At 72.6% G+C, this 17,464-nt stretch carries 18 protein-coding genes; 13 read left to right on the top strand and 5 right to left on the bottom strand.

Annotation, left to right across the window (positions count from 1 at the left end; translation table 11 throughout):
* Positions 1-88 precede the first annotated feature (88 nt).
* The 4 genes from dnaK to ACIQKA_RS16050 are packed head-to-tail and all read left to right on the top strand — an operon-like array spanning position 89 to position 4,264.
* Positions 89-1,933, top strand: coding sequence for a molecular chaperone DnaK (gene dnaK, locus ACIQKA_RS16065; RefSeq protein WP_383150069.1), 1,845 nt, complete (start codon positions 89-91; stop codon positions 1,931-1,933).
* The gene (gene grpE, locus ACIQKA_RS16060) at positions 1,930-2,592 is read left to right on the top strand and encodes a nucleotide exchange factor GrpE (RefSeq protein WP_383150070.1); all 663 of its coding nucleotides are present in this window, start codon (positions 1,930-1,932) and stop codon (positions 2,590-2,592) included. The genes dnaK and grpE overlap by 4 nt, the downstream gene beginning before the upstream one ends.
* A 30-nt stretch (positions 2,593-2,622) precedes the next feature.
* On the top strand, positions 2,623-3,816 hold the full coding sequence (gene dnaJ / locus ACIQKA_RS16055) for a molecular chaperone DnaJ (protein WP_383436231.1): 1,194 nt from the start codon (positions 2,623-2,625) through the stop codon (positions 3,814-3,816).
* Between the two features lie 4 nt (positions 3,817-3,820).
* Positions 3,821-4,264, top strand: coding sequence for a heat shock protein transcriptional repressor HspR (locus tag ACIQKA_RS16050; RefSeq protein ID WP_121830304.1), 444 nt, complete (start codon positions 3,821-3,823; stop codon positions 4,262-4,264).
* Positions 4,265-4,341: 77 nt separating this feature from the next.
* On the opposite strand, the gene ACIQKA_RS16045 is transcribed toward ACIQKA_RS16050, so the two are convergent.
* Both ACIQKA_RS16045 and ACIQKA_RS16040 read right to left on the bottom strand, forming a co-directional pair.
* Positions 4,342-4,839: a hypothetical protein gene (locus ACIQKA_RS16045; protein WP_383150074.1), complete on the bottom strand. Its 498-nt coding sequence runs from the start codon at positions 4,837-4,839 to the stop codon at positions 4,342-4,344.
* Positions 4,836-5,828: a helix-turn-helix transcriptional regulator gene (locus ACIQKA_RS16040; protein ID WP_383150076.1), complete on the bottom strand. Its 993-nt coding sequence runs from the start codon at positions 5,826-5,828 to the stop codon at positions 4,836-4,838. The genes ACIQKA_RS16045 and ACIQKA_RS16040 overlap by 4 nt, the downstream gene beginning before the upstream one ends.
* A 136-nt stretch (positions 5,829-5,964) precedes the next feature.
* Here ACIQKA_RS16040 and ACIQKA_RS16035 point away from each other — a divergent pair, with 136 nt between their 5' ends.
* Positions 5,965-6,252, top strand: coding sequence for a hypothetical protein (locus ACIQKA_RS16035; protein WP_383219300.1), 288 nt, complete (start codon positions 5,965-5,967; stop codon positions 6,250-6,252).
* Positions 6,249-6,569: a hypothetical protein gene (locus ACIQKA_RS16030; RefSeq protein ID WP_030206166.1), complete on the top strand. Its 321-nt coding sequence runs from the start codon at positions 6,249-6,251 to the stop codon at positions 6,567-6,569. The genes ACIQKA_RS16035 and ACIQKA_RS16030 overlap by 4 nt, the downstream gene beginning before the upstream one ends.
* A 220-nt stretch (positions 6,570-6,789) precedes the next feature.
* Here the strand turns inward: ACIQKA_RS16030 and ACIQKA_RS16025 are convergent, their stop codons facing one another.
* Complete coding sequence (locus ACIQKA_RS16025; RefSeq protein ID WP_383436240.1) at positions 6,790-7,194, bottom strand: pyridoxamine 5'-phosphate oxidase family protein; 405 nt, start codon at positions 7,192-7,194, stop codon at positions 6,790-6,792.
* A gap of 145 nt (positions 7,195-7,339) precedes the next feature.
* Between ACIQKA_RS16025 and clpB the strand changes: the two genes are divergently transcribed.
* Positions 7,340-9,934, top strand: coding sequence for an ATP-dependent chaperone ClpB (clpB, locus tag ACIQKA_RS16020; RefSeq protein ID WP_383150080.1), 2,595 nt, complete (start codon positions 7,340-7,342; stop codon positions 9,932-9,934).
* A gap of 184 nt (positions 9,935-10,118) precedes the next feature.
* Here clpB and ACIQKA_RS16015 read toward each other — a convergent pair whose 3' ends face one another.
* Positions 10,119-10,556: a hypothetical protein gene (locus ACIQKA_RS16015; protein ID WP_391094777.1), complete on the bottom strand. Its 438-nt coding sequence runs from the start codon at positions 10,554-10,556 to the stop codon at positions 10,119-10,121.
* 121 nt (positions 10,557-10,677) lie between these two features.
* Here ACIQKA_RS16015 and ACIQKA_RS16010 point away from each other — a divergent pair, with 121 nt between their 5' ends.
* Positions 10,678-11,211: a YbjN domain-containing protein gene (locus ACIQKA_RS16010; protein WP_383150084.1), complete on the top strand. Its 534-nt coding sequence runs from the start codon at positions 10,678-10,680 to the stop codon at positions 11,209-11,211.
* Positions 11,212-11,288: 77 nt separating this feature from the next.
* Here the strand turns inward: ACIQKA_RS16010 and ACIQKA_RS16005 are convergent, their stop codons facing one another.
* Positions 11,289-12,467, bottom strand: a complete 1,179-nt coding sequence (locus ACIQKA_RS16005) for a pyridoxal phosphate-dependent aminotransferase (protein WP_383150086.1) — start codon at positions 12,465-12,467, stop codon at positions 11,289-11,291.
* Positions 12,468-12,558: 91 nt separating this feature from the next.
* On the opposite strand from ACIQKA_RS16005, the gene ACIQKA_RS16000 reads away from it, so the two are divergent.
* From ACIQKA_RS16000 to ACIQKA_RS15980, 5 genes are all read left to right on the top strand, one after another.
* Entirely contained in the window at positions 12,559-12,876 is a 318-nt protein-coding gene (locus ACIQKA_RS16000) for a hypothetical protein (RefSeq protein WP_383436246.1), read from the top strand.
* Positions 12,877-13,234: 358 nt separating this feature from the next.
* Positions 13,235-13,753 carry a DUF2617 family protein gene (locus tag ACIQKA_RS15995; protein ID WP_383150089.1) on the top strand — a complete coding sequence of 173 codons (519 nt, stop codon included), beginning with the start codon at positions 13,235-13,237 and terminating at the stop codon, positions 13,751-13,753.
* Positions 13,754-13,827: 74 nt separating this feature from the next.
* Positions 13,828-15,486 (top strand): polyamine aminopropyltransferase, encoded by a 1,659-nt coding sequence (locus ACIQKA_RS15990; RefSeq protein WP_383440982.1) that lies wholly within the window; start codon positions 13,828-13,830, stop codon positions 15,484-15,486.
* Between the two features lie 73 nt (positions 15,487-15,559).
* Positions 15,560-16,507 carry an SRPBCC family protein gene (locus tag ACIQKA_RS15985; RefSeq protein ID WP_402541292.1) on the top strand — a complete coding sequence of 316 codons (948 nt, stop codon included), beginning with the start codon at positions 15,560-15,562 and terminating at the stop codon, positions 16,505-16,507.
* Positions 16,508-16,616: 109 nt separating this feature from the next.
* The gene (locus tag ACIQKA_RS15980; RefSeq protein ID WP_383150343.1) at positions 16,617-17,402 is read left to right on the top strand and encodes an aldose 1-epimerase; all 786 of its coding nucleotides are present in this window, start codon (positions 16,617-16,619) and stop codon (positions 17,400-17,402) included.
* The last annotated feature ends 62 nt before the right edge of the window (positions 17,403-17,464 follow it).

Genomic DNA, 17,464 nt, shown 5'->3' with positions numbered 1-17,464 from the left:
CGACTCGACTCAGGTCTGTTGACTCGGTCCCCGGAGTCGTGCATCCTTGAGCCAGTACCACTCAAGTCAGTCAGCTGGAGGAATCGAAATGGCACGTGCGGTCGGCATCGACCTGGGCACGACTAACTCCGTCGTCAGCGTTCTGGAAGGCGGCGAGCCCACCGTCATCACCAACGCCGAGGGCGCCAGGACCACGCCGTCCGTCGTCGCCTTCGCGAAGAACGGCGAGGTGCTCGTCGGCGAGGTGGCCAAGCGCCAGGCCGTCACCAACGTCGACAGGACCATCCGGTCGGTCAAGCGCCACATGGGCACCGACTGGAAGATCGAGATCGACGGCAAGAACTTCAACCCGCAGCAGATGAGCGCCTTCATCCTGCAGAAGCTCAAGCGGGACGCCGAGGCCTACCTGGGCGAGAAGGTCGTCGACGCGGTCATCACCGTCCCGGCGTACTTCAACGACTCCGAGCGCCAGGCCACCAAGGAGGCCGGTGAGATCGCGGGCCTCAACGTCCTGCGCATCGTCAACGAGCCGACCGCGGCCGCCCTGGCCTACGGCCTCGACAAGGACGACCAGACGATCCTCGTCTTCGACCTCGGTGGCGGCACCTTCGACGTGTCCCTCCTGGAGATCGGCGACGGCGTCGTCGAGGTGAAGGCCACCAACGGCGACAACCACCTCGGTGGCGACGACTGGGACCAGCGCGTCGTCGACTACCTGGTGACGCAGTTCCAGAACGGCCACGGTGTGGACCTGGCCAAGGACAAGATGGCCCTCCAGCGTCTGCGCGAGGCGGCCGAGAAGGCGAAGATCGAGCTCTCGTCCTCGACCGAGACCACGATCAACCTGCCCTACATCACGGCCTCCGCCGAGGGCCCGCTGCACCTGGACGAGAAGCTCACGCGCGCCCAGTTCCAGCAGCTCACCTCGGACCTCCTGGAGCGCTGCAAGGTTCCGTTCCACAACGTCATCAAGGACGCGGGCATCGCCCTCTCCGAGATCGACCACGTCGTCCTCGTCGGCGGCTCGACCCGCATGCCGGCCGTCGCCGAGCTGGTCAAGGAGCTCACCGGTGGCCGCGAGGCCAACAAGGGCGTGAACCCGGACGAGGTCGTCGCCATCGGCGCCGCCCTCCAGGCCGGCGTCCTCAAGGGCGAGGTCAAGGACGTCCTGCTCCTCGACGTCACCCCGCTGTCCCTCGGCATCGAGACCAAGGGCGGCATCATGACCAAGCTCATCGAGCGCAACACCACGATCCCGACCAAGCGGTCCGAGATCTTCACGACGGCCGAGGACAACCAGCCGTCCGTGCAGATCCAGGTCTACCAGGGCGAGCGCGAGATCGCGGCGTACAACAAGAAGCTCGGCATGTTCGAGCTGACCGGCCTCCCGCCGGCCCCGCGCGGCGTTCCGCAGATCGAGGTCGCCTTCGACATCGACGCCAACGGCATCATGCACGTGACCGCGAAGGACCTCGGCACGGGCAAGGAGCAGAAGATGACCGTCACCGGCGGCTCCTCGCTGCCGAAGGACGAGGTCGACCGGATGCGCCAGGAGGCCGAGCAGTACGCGGAGGAGGACCACCGCCGCCGCGAGGCCGCCGAGTCCCGCAACCAGGGCGAGCAGCTCGTCTACCAGACGGAGAAGTTCCTCAAGGACAACGAGGACAAGGTTCCCGGCGACGTCAAGGAAGAGGTCGAGGGCGCTCTCGCCGAGCTGAAGGAGAAGCTCAAGGGCGAGGACACCACCGAGATCCGCACCGCCACCGAGAAGGTCGCGGCCGTCTCGCAGAAGCTGGGCCAGGCGCTGTACGCCGACGCCCAGGGCGCCCAGGCGGCCGGCGACGCCGGTGCCGCGGGCCAGGCGAAGGCCGACGACGACGTCGTCGACGCGGAGATCGTGGACGACGAGCCCAAGAAGGGTGGTCAGGCGTGACCGAGGAGACCCCGGGCTTCGAGGAGAAGCCCGACGTCCCCTCCGGCGCCACCCCTGACGACGCCGCCGAGGCCGTCGAGGACTCCGCCCAGGAGGACGCGACGGCCCCGGCCGGGGACGCAAGCAGCCAGAAGTCGGCCGCCGACGCGGGCCTCACGGCCCAGCTGGACCAGGTGCGCTCCGCGCTCGACGAGCGCACCGCGGACCTCCAGCGGCTCCAGGCCGAGTACCAGAACTACCGCCGCCGCGTGGAGCGGGACCGGGTCACGGTCAAGGAGATCGCCGTCGCGAGCCTCCTGTCCGAGCTCCTTCCCGTGCTCGACGACGTCGGCCGGGCCCGGGACCACGGCGAGCTCGTGGGCGGGTTCAAGTCGGTGGCCGAATCGCTGGAGACCGTCGTCGCCAAGATGGGTCTTCAGCAGTTCGGCAAGGAGGGCGAGCCCTTCGACCCGACGATCCACGAGGCCCTGATGCACTCGTACGCGCCGGACGTCACCGAGACGACCTGCGTGGCGATCCTGCAGCCCGGGTACCGGATCGGCGAGCGGACCATCAGGCCCGCCCGCGTGGCAGTCGCCGAGCCCCAGCCGGGCGCGGCCCCGGCCAAGGACGAGAAGAAGTCGGCCGACGAGGAGAGCGGTGCCCCCGAGGAGGGGTGACGCAACGATCGTCCGGAAGGAGGGACGTCGATGAGCACGAAGGACTTCGTCGAGAAGGACTACTACAAGGTCCTCGGCGTCCCCAAGGACGCCACCGAGGCCGAGATCAAGAAGGCGTACCGGAAGCTCGCCCGCGAGAACCACCCGGACGCCAACAAGGGCGACACCAAGGCCGAGGAGCGCTTCAAGGAGATCTCCGAGGCGAACGACGTCCTCGGTGACCCCAAGCGGCGCAAGGAGTACGACGAGGCCCGCGCGCTCTTCGGGAACGGCGCCCTCTTCAATCAGGGGGGCCGGGCCGGCGGTCCCGGGGGCGGCGGCTCGTTCAACTTCGACCTGGGCGACCTCTTCGGAGGCGCCCAGGGCGGTCCCGGCGGCTTCGGCGGCGGGGGCGGCGGAGGCATCGGGGACGTCTTCGGCGGCCTGTTCAACCGCGGCGGGGGCGGCGCCCGCACCCAGCCGCGGCGCGGCCAGGACATCGAGTCCGAGGTGACGCTCAGCTTCACCGAGGCCATCGAGGGCGCGACCGTGCCGCTGCGGATGTCCAGCCAGCAGCCGTGCGCGGCGTGTTCGGGCACCGGCGACAAGAACGGCACCCCCCGGGTGTGCCCGACCTGCGTCGGCACCGGGCAGGTCTCGCGCGGCAGCGGCGGCGGCTTCTCGCTCACCGACCCCTGCGTGGACTGCAAGGGGCGCGGCCTCATCGCCGAGACCCCCTGCGACGTCTGCAAGGGCAGCGGCCGGGCCAAGTCCTCCCGCACCATGCAGGTCCGCATCCCGGCCGGCGTGAGCGACAACCAGAAGATCCGGCTGCGCGGCAAGGGCGCGCCGGGCGAGCGCGGCGGGCAGAACGGCGACCTGTACGTCGTCGTGCACGTCGACGCCCACCCGGTCTTCGGCCGCAAGGACGACAACCTCACCGTCACGGTGCCGGTCTCCTTCACGGAGGCGGCGCTCGGCGGCGAGATCAAGGTGCCGACCCTCGGCGGCCCCGCGGTCACCCTCAAACTGCCCGCGGGCACGCCGAACGGCCGGACCATGCGCGCCCGGGGCAAGGGCGCGGTCCGCAAGGACGGCACGCGCGGCGACCTGCTCGTCACGGTCGAGGTCGCCGTGCCGAAGGAGCTGGACGACAAGGCACGCGAGGCCCTGGAGACCTACCGCGAGGCGACCGCCTCCGAGGACCCGCGGGCCGAGCTGTTCCAGGCCGCGAAGGGAGCGTGACCCGGTGGAAGGGCGCCGACGCAATCCGTACGAACTGACCGACGAGTCGCCGGTGTACGTCATCTCGGTGGCGGCCCAGCTCTCCGGTCTGCACCCCCAGACCCTGCGTCAGTACGACCGGCTCGGTCTGGTCTCCCCGGACCGCACGGCGGGCCGGGGGCGGCGCTACTCGGCCCGTGACATCGAACTGCTCCGCCAGGTGCAGCAGTTGTCGCAGGACGAGGGCATCAACCTGGCTGGGATCAAGCGCATCATCGAACTGGAGAACCAGGTCGCGGCGCTCCAGAGCCGGATCGCCGAGCTGTCGGCGGCGGTGGACGGCGCGGCGGCGGCGATGCGGCAGCGCGAGGCCCAGGTGCACGCCTCCTACCGGCGCGACCTCGTGCCGTACCAGGACGTGCAGCAGGCGAGCGCGCTGGTGGTCTGGCGCCCCAAGCGCGGCGAGTAGCGGCGCACTTCGCCCTCACCCCTCACGTCACGAGGCCCCCTCCGCACCCGCGGAGGGGGCCTCGCGCGTTCCGGGGTTCAGGGGATCAGCTCGGCCACGATGTCGCCGACCGTCTCCCACCAGGGGGCCGCCCCCGTGCCGAAGGCGGCGGCGAGGGCGGTGCCGACGGCGAGGTCGAGCGGTTCGGGGGCGCGGTCCGGCAGCCACTCGGCGTCCACGCGCCCGTCCCCGCCGGAGATCAGGGTGCCGAGCCGCCGGCCGTTCCGGGTCAGCCGGCTCTCCGCGTACGAGCAGGGGACGAGCCGGTGGCGGACCCCGCCGACGACGGCGTCCACCCGGTAGGAGCGGCGCAGCAGCCGTCCCCGGGCGGGGTGGAGGACGGCCGGGGCGCCGTCCACGGTGAGCGCGAGGAGGGCCGCCTTGCGGGTGCCGATCGGGACGTGGTCCACGGGCGTGGTCCCGGGGGTCCGCACGAGCTCCACGACGGGCAGTCCCGGCCCGGAGACGCGCAGGGTCCCGGCGGGCCCGTCGAGTTCGATCCGTACGTCCGCGTCCCTGCCCATGGAGGTGTTCACCGTGCTGGTTCGTCCTGTTCGAGGATGCCGGACTGGGCGATGAGGTAGCCGAGCTGGGCCCGGCTGCCGCTGCCGAGGGTGGCGGCGAGTTTGGCGATGTGGGCCCGGCAGGTGCGCACGTTCATGCCGAGCCGGCGGGCGATGGCCTCGTCCACGTGCCCCTCGACGAGGAGCCGGGCGATGGAGCGCTGGACGCCGCCGATGCCGTCCACGGACGGCTTGTAGGGGATCTCCTCGTCCCAGGGCACGCCGTGCAGCCAGAACTGCTCGAAGACGCCGACGAGGTACTGGACGAGCCCTTCGTGGCGCAGTTCCAGGGCGACCTGGCGGTCGCTGCGGGCCGGGACGAACGCCACCTTCCGGTCCACGATGATCAGCCGGTCGATGATCTCTTCCAGGGTGCGCAGGGCGAGCCCGTAGGGGGCGACCCGCTCGACGTAGGCCAGGGTGGCGGGGTGGTGCCGGGCGGTGTGCTGGTAGAGCGTGCGCATGCGGACGCCCCGGTCGAGCAGGGGTTCCATGCGGCGCAGGGCCGCTTCGAGGGTCTCGGGGCGCCGTCCGCTGCCCGGCTGGACGGTGAGGAGTTCCGTCGTGCACTCGTTGATGACGCGGTCCAGCGTGGCGTTGATGACGCTGAGGCCTTCGAGGACGGTGATCGCCTGTGTGGCGGAGGGGTCCGGTGTGTGGATCGCGAGAAACGGCTCGAACACGTCGGCCAGGGCGATGGCGTGCTGGCGGCGCGCCTGGATCTCCTGCTCTATGGGGTGGATGAGCTGGTTCAGGGCGATCGTGGGCGGGATCGGGTGCAGCCACTGGCTGTCGTCCGGGTCCGGGTGCAGGAGCGACAGTTCCTTCAGACAGGGGGCGGCCTCGGCCTCGGAACGGGCTATTCGGCCCGTGCGGAGGGCTTTCGCGTACAGGTCCTTGCCCACGGCGCACAGTTCCCCGTGACTGTGCTTATGTGCGGAAGCGTCACATTCAAGCCCCATTTACACCCCCTCAGGGTCATGCATTACAGGAACATGATGCCCGGCTTGGGTGGTGAAAAGGAGCTGGTGTGAGCCATCGTCTAAAGCGCGGGGGGGAGGTAGTGATCAAAAGAGGTGGAGATCGGCCATGACCAGGATGGTTCGTGCACTTGGCGCCATAGCCGTTGCGGCGGCTGCTCTCGGTGCGCTCGCCGTTGGCGAGCCCTCGTGGGAGACGCACCCGGCGCACTCGGTGGCGGGGCAGAACGAGCCCTCGTGGGAGACCGCCCCGGCGCGCGAGCTGCTCGCCAAGCCCGGTGAGCCCTCGTGGGAGACCGCCCCGGCACGTGAGGTGCTCGCCGAGCCGGGCGAGCCCTCGTGGGAGGTCGCCCCGCTGGAGGGCGAGCCCTCCTGGGAGATCGCGCCCAGGGGTGTCGGAGCGTGAGCGTCCCCCCGGACGACCGCAGGTTCCGCCGGGAGATGGCCTCGGCCTACCGGTCGGGCTGGCACTTCGTCGACCTCGCCACGGCCATCCCCCACCGTGGCGACTCGCTGAAGGTCACCCTCTTCGGAGAACCGATCGTCGTCGCGCGGGAGCAGGACGAGGACGTCCGCGCCTACCGGTGCCTGCGCCGGCCGCGCGGCGCCCCGCAGCCCATCCGCTGTGCCATCCGGTACGGCATGATCTTCGTCAACCTCGATCAGCGGGACCACCAGCTGATCGAACCCGAGACCATCACCGCCACCCCCCGCAGTGCCTGAGCGATCCCCCCGTCGTTGTAGGTCGCCCAGGTACTTCCCCCACACAGCGGCGCCATCGCGGACCTGAAACGCGATGGCGCCGCTGTGCTGCGCCCGTGTTCTCTCCGGGCGCCGCGCCTTCTTCCGGGGTCCTGGCGCCCCGCCGGTCCGAGAGCTCCGGCGGCCCCGGGCGCCCCGCCGGTCCGAGAGCCCCGGCGGCCCCGGGCGCCCCGCGCCCGTCTCAGGCGCGGCCCATCGCCCGCGTGAGGGCGATCTCGATCACGACCCGGTCCGGGTTCGGGGTCGGCGTGCGGCCGTAGCGCTCCGCGTAGCGGGCCACGGCGTCCTCGACGGCCTCCGTCTCCGTGCGGATCCGGGCGACGCCCTCCAGGGTGGCCCAGCGCCCCCTGTCGACCTGGCAGACCGCGACCCGCGCGCCCTCCGCGCCCGCCGCCAGGACGTTGGCGACCTTCCGGCTGTTCTTGTTGGTGATCACGCGCGCGTACCCGCCCTCGGGGTCGTACGTGACGCCGACCGCGACCACGTGCGGGGTGCCGTCCGGCCGCGGGGTGGTCAGGGTGCACATGTGGTACTCGCGCCAGAAGCCGAGGTACGAGTCGGTGGGGTTCCTGGGATCCGTTGCCATGCCCGGAAACTACCCGGGAGGGACTCCCTCCGTTAACTTGAGCGCAAGCGACTCAACTTTGTGTACTCTTGAGGAGTCACAGAAGTCATGGAGCGGATCCGGACGGATCCGCGAGGCACCCGCACGCCGAGGAGGAGCACCGCACATGGACGCCGAACTGACCCACAGGAGCCGGGACGCGATCAACGCGGCCACCGGCCGCGCCGCGTCCGGGGGACACCCGGACCTGACCCCGGCCCATCTGCTGCTCGCCCTCCTCGCGGGTCAGGACAACGAGAACATCACCGACCTGCTCGCCGCCGTCGAGGCCGACCAGGCGGCCGTGCGCTCCGAGGCCGAGCGGCTCCTCGCCGCCCTGCCGAGCGTCACCGGCTCCACGGTCGCGCCCCCGCAGCCCAACCGCGAGCTGCTCGCGGTCATCGCGGACGCCGCGCGGCGGGCCAAGGAGCTCGGGGACGACTTCCTCTCCACCGAGCACCTCCTCATCGGCATCGCGGCCGAGGGCGGCCGGGCCGGTGAGATCCTCGACCGGCAGGGCGCGAGCGCGAAGAGGCTGCTGGACGCCTTCGAGACGAACAGGGGAGGACGCCGGGTGACCACACCCGACCCGGAAGGGCAGTACAAGGCGCTGGAGAAGTTCGGCACGGACTTCACCGCCGCCGCGCGCGAGGGCAAGCTGGACCCGGTCATCGGCCGCGACCACGAGATCCGGCGCGTGGTCCAGGTGCTCTCCCGCCGCACCAAGAACAACCCGGTCCTCATCGGCGAGCCCGGCGTCGGCAAGACCGCCGTCGTCGAGGGCCTCGCCCAGCGGATCGTCAAGGGCGACGTCCCCGAGTCCCTGAAGGACAAGCGGCTCGTCTCGCTCGACCTCGGCGCGATGGTCGCCGGCGCGAAGTACCGCGGCGAGTTCGAGGAGCGCCTGAAGACCGTCCTCTCCGAGATCAAGGAGAGCGACGGCCGGATCATCACCTTCATCGACGAGCTGCACACGGTCGTCGGCGCGGGCGCCGGCGGCGACTCCGCCATGGACGCGGGCAACATGCTCAAGCCGATGCTGGCCCGCGGCGAGCTGCGCATGGTCGGCGCGACCACCCTCGACGAGTACCGCGAGCGGATCGAGAAGGATCCCGCCCTGGAGCGCCGCTTCCAGCAGGTCCTGGTCGCCGAGCCGACGGTCGAGGACACCGTCGCGATCCTGCGCGGCCTCAAGGGCCGGTACGAGGCCCACCACAAGGTGCAGATCAACGACTCCGCCCTGGTGGCCGCCGCGACCCTCTCCGACCGCTACATCACCTCCCGCTTCCTGCCCGACAAGGCCATCGACCTCGTCGACGAGGCCGCCTCCCGGCTCCGCATGGAGATCGACTCGTCCCCGGTCGAGATCGACGAGCTCCAGCGCTCCGTGGACCGGCTCCGCATGGAGGAGCTGGCCCTGAAGAACGAGACGGACGAGGCGAGCAAGCAGCGCCTGGAGAAGCTGCGGCGCGACCTCGCGGACCGCGAGGAGGAGCTGCGCGGCCTCACCGCCCGGTGGGAGAAGGAGAAGCAGTCCCTCAACCGGGTCGGCGAGCTGAAGGAGCGCCTGGACGAGGCCCGCGGCCGCGCCGAGCGCGCCCAGCGCGACGGCGACTTCGACACCGCCTCCAAGCTGCTCTACGGCGAGATCCCGGCCCTGGAGCAGGAGCTGGAGGAGGCCTCCGAGGCCGAGGCCCAGCAGGAGTCCTCGAAGGACACCATGGTCAAGGAGGAGGTCGGTCCCGACGACATCGCGGACGTGGTCGGCTCCTGGACCGGCATCCCCGCCGGCCGCCTCCTGGAGGGCGAGACGCAGAAGCTGCTGCGCATGGAGGACGAGCTCGGCAAGCGGCTCATCGGCCAGTCCGAGGCCGTCCGGGCCGTCTCCGACGCGGTGCGCCGCACCCGCGCCGGGATCGCGGACCCCGACCGGCCCACCGGCTCCTTCCTCTTCCTCGGCCCGACCGGCGTCGGCAAGACCGAGCTGGCGAAGGCGCTCGCGGACTTCCTCTTCGACGACGAGCGGGCCATGATCCGCATCGACATGTCGGAGTACGGCGAGAAGCACTCCGTCGCCCGCCTGGTCGGCGCGCCCCCCGGCTACGTCGGCTACGAGGAGGGCGGCCAGCTCACGGAGGCGGTCCGCCGCCGCCCGTACAGCGTGGTCCTGCTCGACGAGGTCGAGAAGGCGCACCCGGAGGTCTTCGACGTCCTGCTCCAGGTCCTGGACGACGGCCGGCTCACCGACGGGCAGGGCCGGACGGTGGACTTCCGCAACACCATCCTGATCCTGACCTCGAACCTGGGCAGCCAGTACCTGGTCGACCCGGCGACCTCGGAGGAGGTCAAGAAGCAGCAGGTCCTGGAGGTCGTGCGGGCCAGTTTCAAGCCGGAGTTCCTCAACCGGCTGGACGACCTGGTGGTCTTCTCGGCCCTCGACCGGGCCGAGCTGGGCCGGATCGCCCGGCTCCAGATCGACCGGCTCGCCAGGCGGCTCGCCGAGCGGCGCCTCACCCTGGACGTCACCCCGGAGGCCCTGGAGTGGCTGGCCGAGGAGGGCAACGACCCGGCGTACGGAGCCCGGCCGCTGCGCCGTCTGATCCAGACGGCGATCGGCGACCGGCTCGCCCGGAAGATCCTGGCGGGCGAGGTCCGGGACGGCGACACGGTCCGGGTGGAGCGCTCCGGGGGCGACCTGGTCGTGGGCCCGGCGGCCCGCTAGGGCGTGTGTCGAAAGTAGCGCCGTCTGCTCGGAGGGCGGGCCCGGCGGTGTCCGGTGCGTGCGATCGCAAGGCGGAGGGTCGCCCCGATACTGGTTGTATCGGGGTGATCCCGACAACGCGGCGAGCGTGCGTGCCGGGCGCCGCCGGGCAGGCGGGACTTTCGACACACGCCCTAGGCCCCGGTCAGAGGTCGAAGGCGACGACGCGTACGAGGGCGGTCCCCCCGTCCTCGTACGCGATCGAGACGTCCACGAACAGCACCTCGTCGTACGACGCCCGCACGCACGCGTCCGCCTCGCAGAAGGACTCGGGCTCCCCGGCCGGATAGGTCGCGGCCAGCCAGGCCCCGACCCCGGCCCGGTCCGTCCGGAACTCCGCCTCGACCCGCGTGTCCTGGAAGTGCGCCGCCGTGCACCGGGCGTCCCGGGCGTCCGCCGGGAGCGCCCCCCGGGCGAACTCCATGGCCTTCGCGCAGTCGACCCGCTGCGTCCGGCCCGTCTCGCTCCAGGCCGTGGCGCCCCAGGCCAGCAGGGCCGGCGGCCCGCCGCAGACCACCGTCGCCACGGCCGTCGCCCAGACCCAGGTCCACGGGCGCGCCCTCACCGGCTTCCGTTTCGGCACCGCTTCTTCCCCCATGCGCACCAGATCTTGTCAGCCCGCAGCGGATCGCGGGAGCGGGGGTTGCCACGGACCGGCAGGGATGGGGGAGGATGGCGAGCATCCGTACGAAGGGAAATACACGGTGAGCATCGACCCGTCCTCGATTCCGAATTTCGGGGGCCAGCCCCAGCCTCAGGCCGCAGGACCGGCGGGCCCCGTCGTCCCCGACCAGGACCTCGTCAAGCAGCTCCTCGACCAGATGGAGCTGAAGTACGTCGTCGACGACGAGGGTGACCTCGCGGCGCCGTGGGAGGAGTTCCGCACCTACTTCATGTTCCGCGGCGAGGACGAGCAGCAGGTCTTCTCGGTCCGGACGTTCTACGACCGCCCGCACTCGGCCGACGACCGCACGAGGATCCTCGACGCGATCGACGACTGGAACCGCCGCACCCTGTGGCCCAAGGTCTACACCCACCTGCACGAGGAGGAGGACGGCTCCGCCACCCTCCGCCTCATCGGCGAGGCCCAGATGCTGATCGGCACCGGCGTCGCCCTGGAGCACTTCGTGTCCTCCACGGTCAGCTGGGTCCGCGCCTCCATCGAGTTCGACAAGTGGATCGTGGAGCAGTTCGGCCTGGAGTCCCCGGAGGACAAGGCCGACGGCGACGAGGCCTGAGCCCCACCGGCACGCGAAGGAGCCCGGCCCCCCGCCACGGGGGAGCCGGGCTCCTTCGTCCTTTCCCCCGGGCTCTCCTAGGCCAGCCGCCTGAGCCGTGCCACGGCCTCCTCCAACAGCTCGACCCTCTTGCAGAAGGCGAAGCGGACGAAGGGGGCGCCCGCCTCGCGGTCGTCGTAGAAGACGGCGTTGGGGATGGCGACGACGCCGGCGCGCTCCGGGAGGGAGCGGCAGAAGGCGAAGCCGTCGGTGGCGCCGAGGGGGCGGATGTCGGTGGTGACGAAGTAGGTGCCGGACGGGCGGTAGACCTCGAAGCCCGCCTTCGCGAGGCCCTCGGCCAGCAGGTCCCGCTTGGCCGCCAGGTCGGCGCGCAGGCCGTCGAAGTACGCGTCCGGGAGCCGGAGCGCCTCGGCGACCGCGTACTGGAACGGACCGGAGGAGACGTAGGTGAGGAACTGCTTGGCCGAGCGGACGGCCGAGGTCAGCTCGGGGCTCGCGGTGATCCAGCCGACCTTCCAGCCCGTGAACGAGAACGTCTTGCCGGCCGACGAGATGGTGACCGTGCGCTCCCGCATGCCCGGCAGGCTCGCGATCGGCACGTGCTCGGCGCCGTCGAAGACCAGGTGCTCGTAGACCTCGTCCGTGACGACCAGCAGGTCCCGTTCGACCGCGAGCTCGGCGACGGCGGTCAGCTCGGCCCGGGTGAGGACGGTGCCGGTGGGGTTGTGCGGGGTGTTGAGCAGGATCAGCCGCGTCCGGTCGGTGACGGCGGCCCGCAGCTCGTCCAGGTCGAGGACGTAGGCGCCCTGGTGGGGCCGCAGGGTGACGGGGACGCGGGTGCCGCCGGCCATCGCGACGCAGGCCGCGTACGAGTCGTAGTACGGCTCCAGGGCGATCACCTCGTCGCCCGGCTCGACCAGGGCGAGGAGCGAGGCCGCGATCGCCTCGGTGGCGCCCGCCGTGACGAGGACCTCCGTGTCGGGGTCGTACTCCAGGCCGTACCGCTCCCGCTGGTGGTCCGCGATCGCCGTCCGCAGCTCGGGGACGCCCGGCCCCGGCGGGTACTGGTTGCCCCGGCCGTCCCGCAGGGCGCGCACCGCCGCCTCCCTGACCTCCTCCGGTCCGTCGGTGTCCGGGAAGCCCTGGCCGAGGTTGATCGCGCCGGTCCCGGCGGCGAGCGCGGACATCTCGGCGAAGATCGTCGTGCCGAACTCGGCGAGGCGGCGGTTGAGCGGCGGTCGTGTCATGCCCGCCATCCTGGGCCCAAGCTCTGGACTTGCTCAAGTGTGCTTTGGGCCGGGAACGGCGTGGGAATCCCCCTCGCACAGAAGAACGGGGGAAGTACTCATGGCACTCTTCATCGGCATCGTCCTCGTGGTGGCGCTCGTCCTCGTCGTCGTCCTCGTCGCCACCGCCGAGAAGCGGCGCGCGGCCGCCGCGCAGCGCGCCGCCATCCGCAGGTCCCTCGCCGCGTACCGCGTCGCGGCCGCCCGCTCCGGGAGCGCGAAGCGGAGCGGGCGGCGGAAGAACGGCAGCGACAGTGGCGGCAGCGGCGGCTGGGTCGACGGGGGCAGCTCCTGCGGTTCCGGAAGCTCCTGCGGTTCCAGCAGCTCCTGTGGTTCCAGCAGCTCCAGCTGCGGTGGCGGCGGCTGCGGCGGCAGTTGAGCGGGCGGGCCGCCGGCCACGGGGGTGTCGGCGGCCCGTCGGCACGTCCGCGCGGGCGGCGGTCCCGGGTGTGCCCGGGGCCGCCGGCGGCGCCGAGCACACGGGGCCGTCCGCCGGCGTGCGCCGGGCGATCGATTCCGGTTGAACAAGTGAACTGTGGGGTCCCCGAAGGGGTTGGAAACCACGGCAAGTTGGGTAAAAACGCTGCGAGTCGTCCGGCGTCCGTGGTTCTCTCGCTCCTGACAAGACAGCCCTCGGACCGTGTGTGGACCCGAGCCGGCGATTCCCCACTCCCGTTGAAACCCTTCACCGGGGCGCCCCCGGCCCACCCGTCAAACCGTGTTTGCGGAGCCGACCCATGCTCACCACCCTGAAGACCTCCTACACCGACACGCGCGCGGCCGACCTGGCCTGGGCGCTCGGGCGCGAGCCGCTGCCCGCCCTCGCCGTCCTCGACCTCGAACTCTCCGGCGCCAAGCTCCAGTTGAGGCTGCTCGGCGCCTCGCACCAGGTCCTCCTGGAGGAGGGGGGGCGCACCTGTTCGGAGACCGTGGCGTGCATGCCCGGCAGCAGCACCCCGCTCCCGCTCGGCGTCTCCAAGCGCGTCGGCGGCTGGGAGTACGAGTTCGCCGCGCGCGTCGAGACGCTCTCGGAGGGCTCCTTCGCGGGCCGCGCGCAGGAGTTGCTCGCCCTCGTCGCCGACCACCCCCACGGACTCGCCGGCACCTTCCCCGGCTCCCCGCACGCCTTCACCGCGATGCTGGCCCAGCGCCACGAGGGCCAGGTCCGCTGGCGCACCTGGCACGCCTACCCGCAGGAAGGGCAGTTGGTGGTGACCAGGACCAGGATCGGCGCGCGCATGCCCGCCGCACTCTGATGCGCCCCCCGAAAGCCCCCCGCGCACTCGCCCCGGTGACCGGGGGCGTCCGGGGCGTGACGTAGCGTTACGGCATGATCGAGCCGACCCTGACCGTGCCACCCGAGGAACGGGCACGGCGGGCGCCCGCGCGGCGGCCCGTCCGGCCGCGCGAGGCGGTACGGTTCCCGGTCCTCGCGGTGGTCTTCGTCTGCGCCGCCTGCGGCCTGGTCTACGAGCTCGAACTGGTGGCGCTCTCCTCGTACCTGATCGGGGACTCGGTCACCCAGGCCTCCGTCGTGCTCTCCGTGATGGTCTTCGCGATGGGGGTGGGCTCGCTCCTCGCCAAGCGGCTGCGCTGCCGCGCCGCCGTCGGCTTCGGCCTGGTCGAGGCCGCGCTCGCGCTGGTCGGCGGCTGCTCGGCGATGGTGCTGTACGCGGCGTTCGCCTGGCTCGGCGAGTCGCGGTACGTCGTCGTGGCGTTCTCGCTCGCGATCGGGGTGCTCATCGGCGCGGAGATCCCCCTCCTGATGTCGCTGATGCAGCGGACCGGGCGGAAGGCCGGGGCCGGGGACCCGGACGACGCGGCCGGGACGGTCGCCGACCTCTTCGCCGCCGACTACGTCGGCGCGCTGGTCGGCGGCCTCGCCTTCCCGTTCCTGCTGCTTCCCTGGCTCGGCCAGCTCACCGGCGCGCTCGTCACCGGAGCGGTGAACGCCGTCGCGGGCGGCGGGCTCGTCCTCTGGGTGTTCCGCCGCGACCTGACCGCCCGCTCCCGGGCCCTGCTCCTCGCCGTGAACCTGGGCGTCCTGGCCGTCCTCGCCACCGCGACCGTCCTCGTCGACGACTTCGAACAGGCCGCGCGCCGGGCCGTGTACGGGGAGGACGTGCGGGTCGCCGTCCACACCGACCTCCAGGAGGTCGTGGTGACCGGGGGCCCGGAGGGGCCGCCCGACCTGTTCCTCGACGGCCGGCTGCGGGTCTCGGGCCGGGACGAGTACCGCTACCACGAGGCGCTCGTCCACCCCGCGATGAACGGCCCGCACGCGCGCGTCCTGATCGTCGGCGGCGGGGACGGGATGGCCGTCCGCGAGGTGCTGCGCCACCCCGGCGTCCGGTCCGTGACCGTGGTGGAGCTCGACCCCGGGGTCGTCCGCCTCGCCCGCACCGATCCGGCGCTCGCCCGGCTCAACGCGCGGGCGTTCCTCGACCCGCGCGTCCGGGTCGTCCACGAGGACGCCTTCCACTGGCTGCGGGGCGCCGCCGACCGGGTGCGGGAACGTTACGACGTGGTGCTCTCCGACCTGCCCGACCCCGGGATCACCTCCAGCACCAAGCTGTACTCGGAGGAGTTCTACGGGCTCGTGGCCCGGGTCCTCGGCCCGTCCGGGCGGTTCGCCGTCCACGCCGGCTCGGTCACCGACCGGCCCCGCACCTACTGGACGGTCGACGCCACCCTGCGCGCCGCCGGGTTCGCGACCCGGCCCTACAGCGCGAGCGGCCGCACCCCCGGCTTCGCCGCCGGCCCCGACCGCGCCGACCGCTCCGCCGGTACGGGGCCGGGGCCCTGCGACTGGGGCTTCCTCCTGGCGGTCCCGGGCGACCGGCCGCCCGTCCTCGGTCTCGCCCCCGACGCGCCCCGGCCGCGCTCGCTCGGCGCGGACGCCCTGGCGGTCGCCGCCGCCCGCGCCGAACGCACCCGGGGCGCCGCACCGCCCTCCTCGACGCTGGTGCACCCGCGGTACGGCGACTGAGGGACGGGCCCGGGGCCTTCGACGCGGGGCGAACAGGCGACGCGGAGCCCCGGTCTGAGTAGGCTCGGCTCCCATGGAGCATGAGGTGTTCGTCCCGGTACCGGCCGAGGCCCTGCGCGCGACGCTCACGGACCCGGCCCGCGTGGTGCGCTGCGTGCCCGGTCTCCAGCGGGACGCCGACGCGGAGCCCCTGGCGGGCAGGCTCAGGGTCCGGGTCGGCGGTCACACCATCACCTACCGGGGCGCGCTGCGGATCGTCGAGCGGGACGGCGCCATCACCTACGAGGGCGAGGGCGCCGAGGTCCGGGGCGGGGGCGCGGCGGAACTGTCCCTCACCGTGGTCCTCACCCCGCTGGCCGAGGGCACGAACCTGAGCTTCACGGGCGCCCTGACGGCGACCGGCCGGCTCGCCGACGAGACGGACGCGACCAGGGCGGCGACGGGCACGCGGCTGCTCGAACGGTTCGTGGAGTCGCTGACGGAGGCCGCGGGGGAGGGGGCGGGCGAGAGCGCCGGTGCGGGCGTCGTCGCCGGTGCCGGTCCCGGGCTCGACGTGCCCGACGCCTTCGACGCCCTCGGTACCGAAGACACCGAAGACACCGGAGGCACAGGAGGTGCCGGGGACGCTGCGGGCGCCGCCGCCGCCGCCGACGACGACGACGGCGCCGCCGACGACGACGGTGTCGACGACGGGGTGGAGGAGCCCGCCGACCACGGCGCCGTCTTCGACGCCCCGGTGCCGCCGCCCGCCCTCGATCCCCTCCCCGACGAGGGCTTCGGGGACGCGCCGGTCGAGTTCCCCGCCCCGCAGCCCGCCGCCGAGGCCGCCCACGCGCGCCGGACCATGATCGGCCGGAGCGCCGAGGAGGTCGACCACGCCCCGCCGCGCGGCCGGTACGCCCCCGTTCCCGCGCCGGAGGCGACCAGCGCCGGGGCCGCCCTGCGCTGGATCGCCCCGGCCGCGGCCCTCGCGCTCGCCTCCGCCGTGGTCGTCGGCCGGGCCCTGCGGCGACGCCGCTGAGGAATCGCCAGGCGAAGCCGCCGGGGGCGCCTCGCGGAACGCTCCGGCGACGCCCCCGAAACGGTCGGCCGCGTTCCGTGCCGCGCGGGCTTAGGGTCGAAGCGTGAGCATGCAGACGCGACTGACGGCGGGCGACGCCGAGTTGACCATCAACCCCGACAACGGCTGCCGGATCGAGGGCCTGCGCATCGGCGGCACCGAGGTGCTGCGCCAGGGCGAGCGGTACGGAAGCTTCCCGATGGTGCCCTGGTGCGGGCGGACCGGGAACGGGCGCTTCCGCAACGGCGCCACCACCCACCGACTCCCGGTCAACGCGCCTCCGCACGCCATCCACGGCACCGTCCGCGACCTCGCCTGGAAGACCGCCCGCACCTCCGCGACCGAGGCCGTGTTCGTCTGCGAGCTCGGCGACCCCTGGCCGTACGGGGGCCGGGTCACCCAGGTCTTCGAGCTGGCCGAGGACTCCCTCACCCTCCGCTTCGGCGTCGAGGCCTACGACGACTCGTTCCCGGCCCAGGCCGGCTGGCACCCCTGGTTCCTGCGCAACCTGGGGCGGGGCGGCCAGGACGTCCGGGTCGACTTCGCGCCCGCCTGGCAGGAGGAGCGCGGCGAGGACCACCTCCCCACCGGCCGCCGGATCGACCCCCTCCCCGGCCCCTGGGACGACTGCTTCGGCATGCCCGGCGGCGTCGACGTCACCCTCACCTGGCCGGAGGAGCTGGAGCTGAGGGTCACCGGCCGCACCGAGTGGGTCGTGATCTACGACGAGCAGGCGGAGGCGGTCTGCGTCGAGCCGCAGTCCGGCCCCCCGAACGGCCTCAACACCCACCCGCGCCTGGTCACCCCGATCGACCCCCTGGAGATCGAGAGCACGTGGAGCTGGCGGCGCCTCTGACCGGCGGGCCCCCGGGCCCGACCGGCGGGCTCCCAGGACCTGACCGGCGGCCCCCCGGGCCT

Origin of the sequence: Streptomyces sp. NPDC092045 (assembly GCF_044756005.1) — a bacterium.
GTDB lineage: Bacteria > Actinomycetota > Actinomycetes > Streptomycetales > Streptomycetaceae > Streptomyces.
The sequence above is the reverse complement of the archived record's forward strand: the minus strand, read 5'-3'. Positions and strand labels throughout refer to the sequence as shown.

Bases quoted from the DNA above. Each gene is read 5' to 3' on its own strand.
- dnaK (WP_383150069.1), top strand. From the start codon at position 89: ATGGCACGTGCGGTCGGCATCGACCTGGGCACGACTAACTCCGTCGTC.
- dnaJ (WP_383436231.1), top strand. From the start codon at position 2,623: ATGAGCACGAAGGACTTCGTCGAGAAGGACTACTACAAGGTCCTCGGC.
- ACIQKA_RS16040 (WP_383150076.1), bottom strand. From the start codon at position 5,828: ATGGGGCTTGAATGTGACGCTTCCGCACATAAGCACAGTCACGGGGAA.
- ACIQKA_RS16035 (WP_383219300.1), top strand. From the start codon at position 5,965: ATGGTTCGTGCACTTGGCGCCATAGCCGTTGCGGCGGCTGCTCTCGGT.
- ACIQKA_RS16025 (WP_383436240.1), bottom strand. From the start codon at position 7,194: ATGGCAACGGATCCCAGGAACCCCACCGACTCGTACCTCGGCTTCTGG.
- clpB (WP_383150080.1), top strand. From the start codon at position 7,340: ATGGACGCCGAACTGACCCACAGGAGCCGGGACGCGATCAACGCGGCC.
- ACIQKA_RS16005 (WP_383150086.1), bottom strand. From the start codon at position 12,467: ATGGCGGGCATGACACGACCGCCGCTCAACCGCCGCCTCGCCGAGTTC.
- ACIQKA_RS16000 (WP_383436246.1), top strand. From the start codon at position 12,559: ATGGCACTCTTCATCGGCATCGTCCTCGTGGTGGCGCTCGTCCTCGTC.
- ACIQKA_RS15995 (WP_383150089.1), top strand. From the start codon at position 13,235: ATGCTCACCACCCTGAAGACCTCCTACACCGACACGCGCGCGGCCGAC.
- ACIQKA_RS15990 (WP_383440982.1), top strand. From the start codon at position 13,828: ATGATCGAGCCGACCCTGACCGTGCCACCCGAGGAACGGGCACGGCGG.
- ACIQKA_RS15985 (WP_402541292.1), top strand. From the start codon at position 15,560: ATGGAGCATGAGGTGTTCGTCCCGGTACCGGCCGAGGCCCTGCGCGCG.
- ACIQKA_RS15980 (WP_383150343.1), top strand. From the start codon at position 16,617: ATGCAGACGCGACTGACGGCGGGCGACGCCGAGTTGACCATCAACCCC.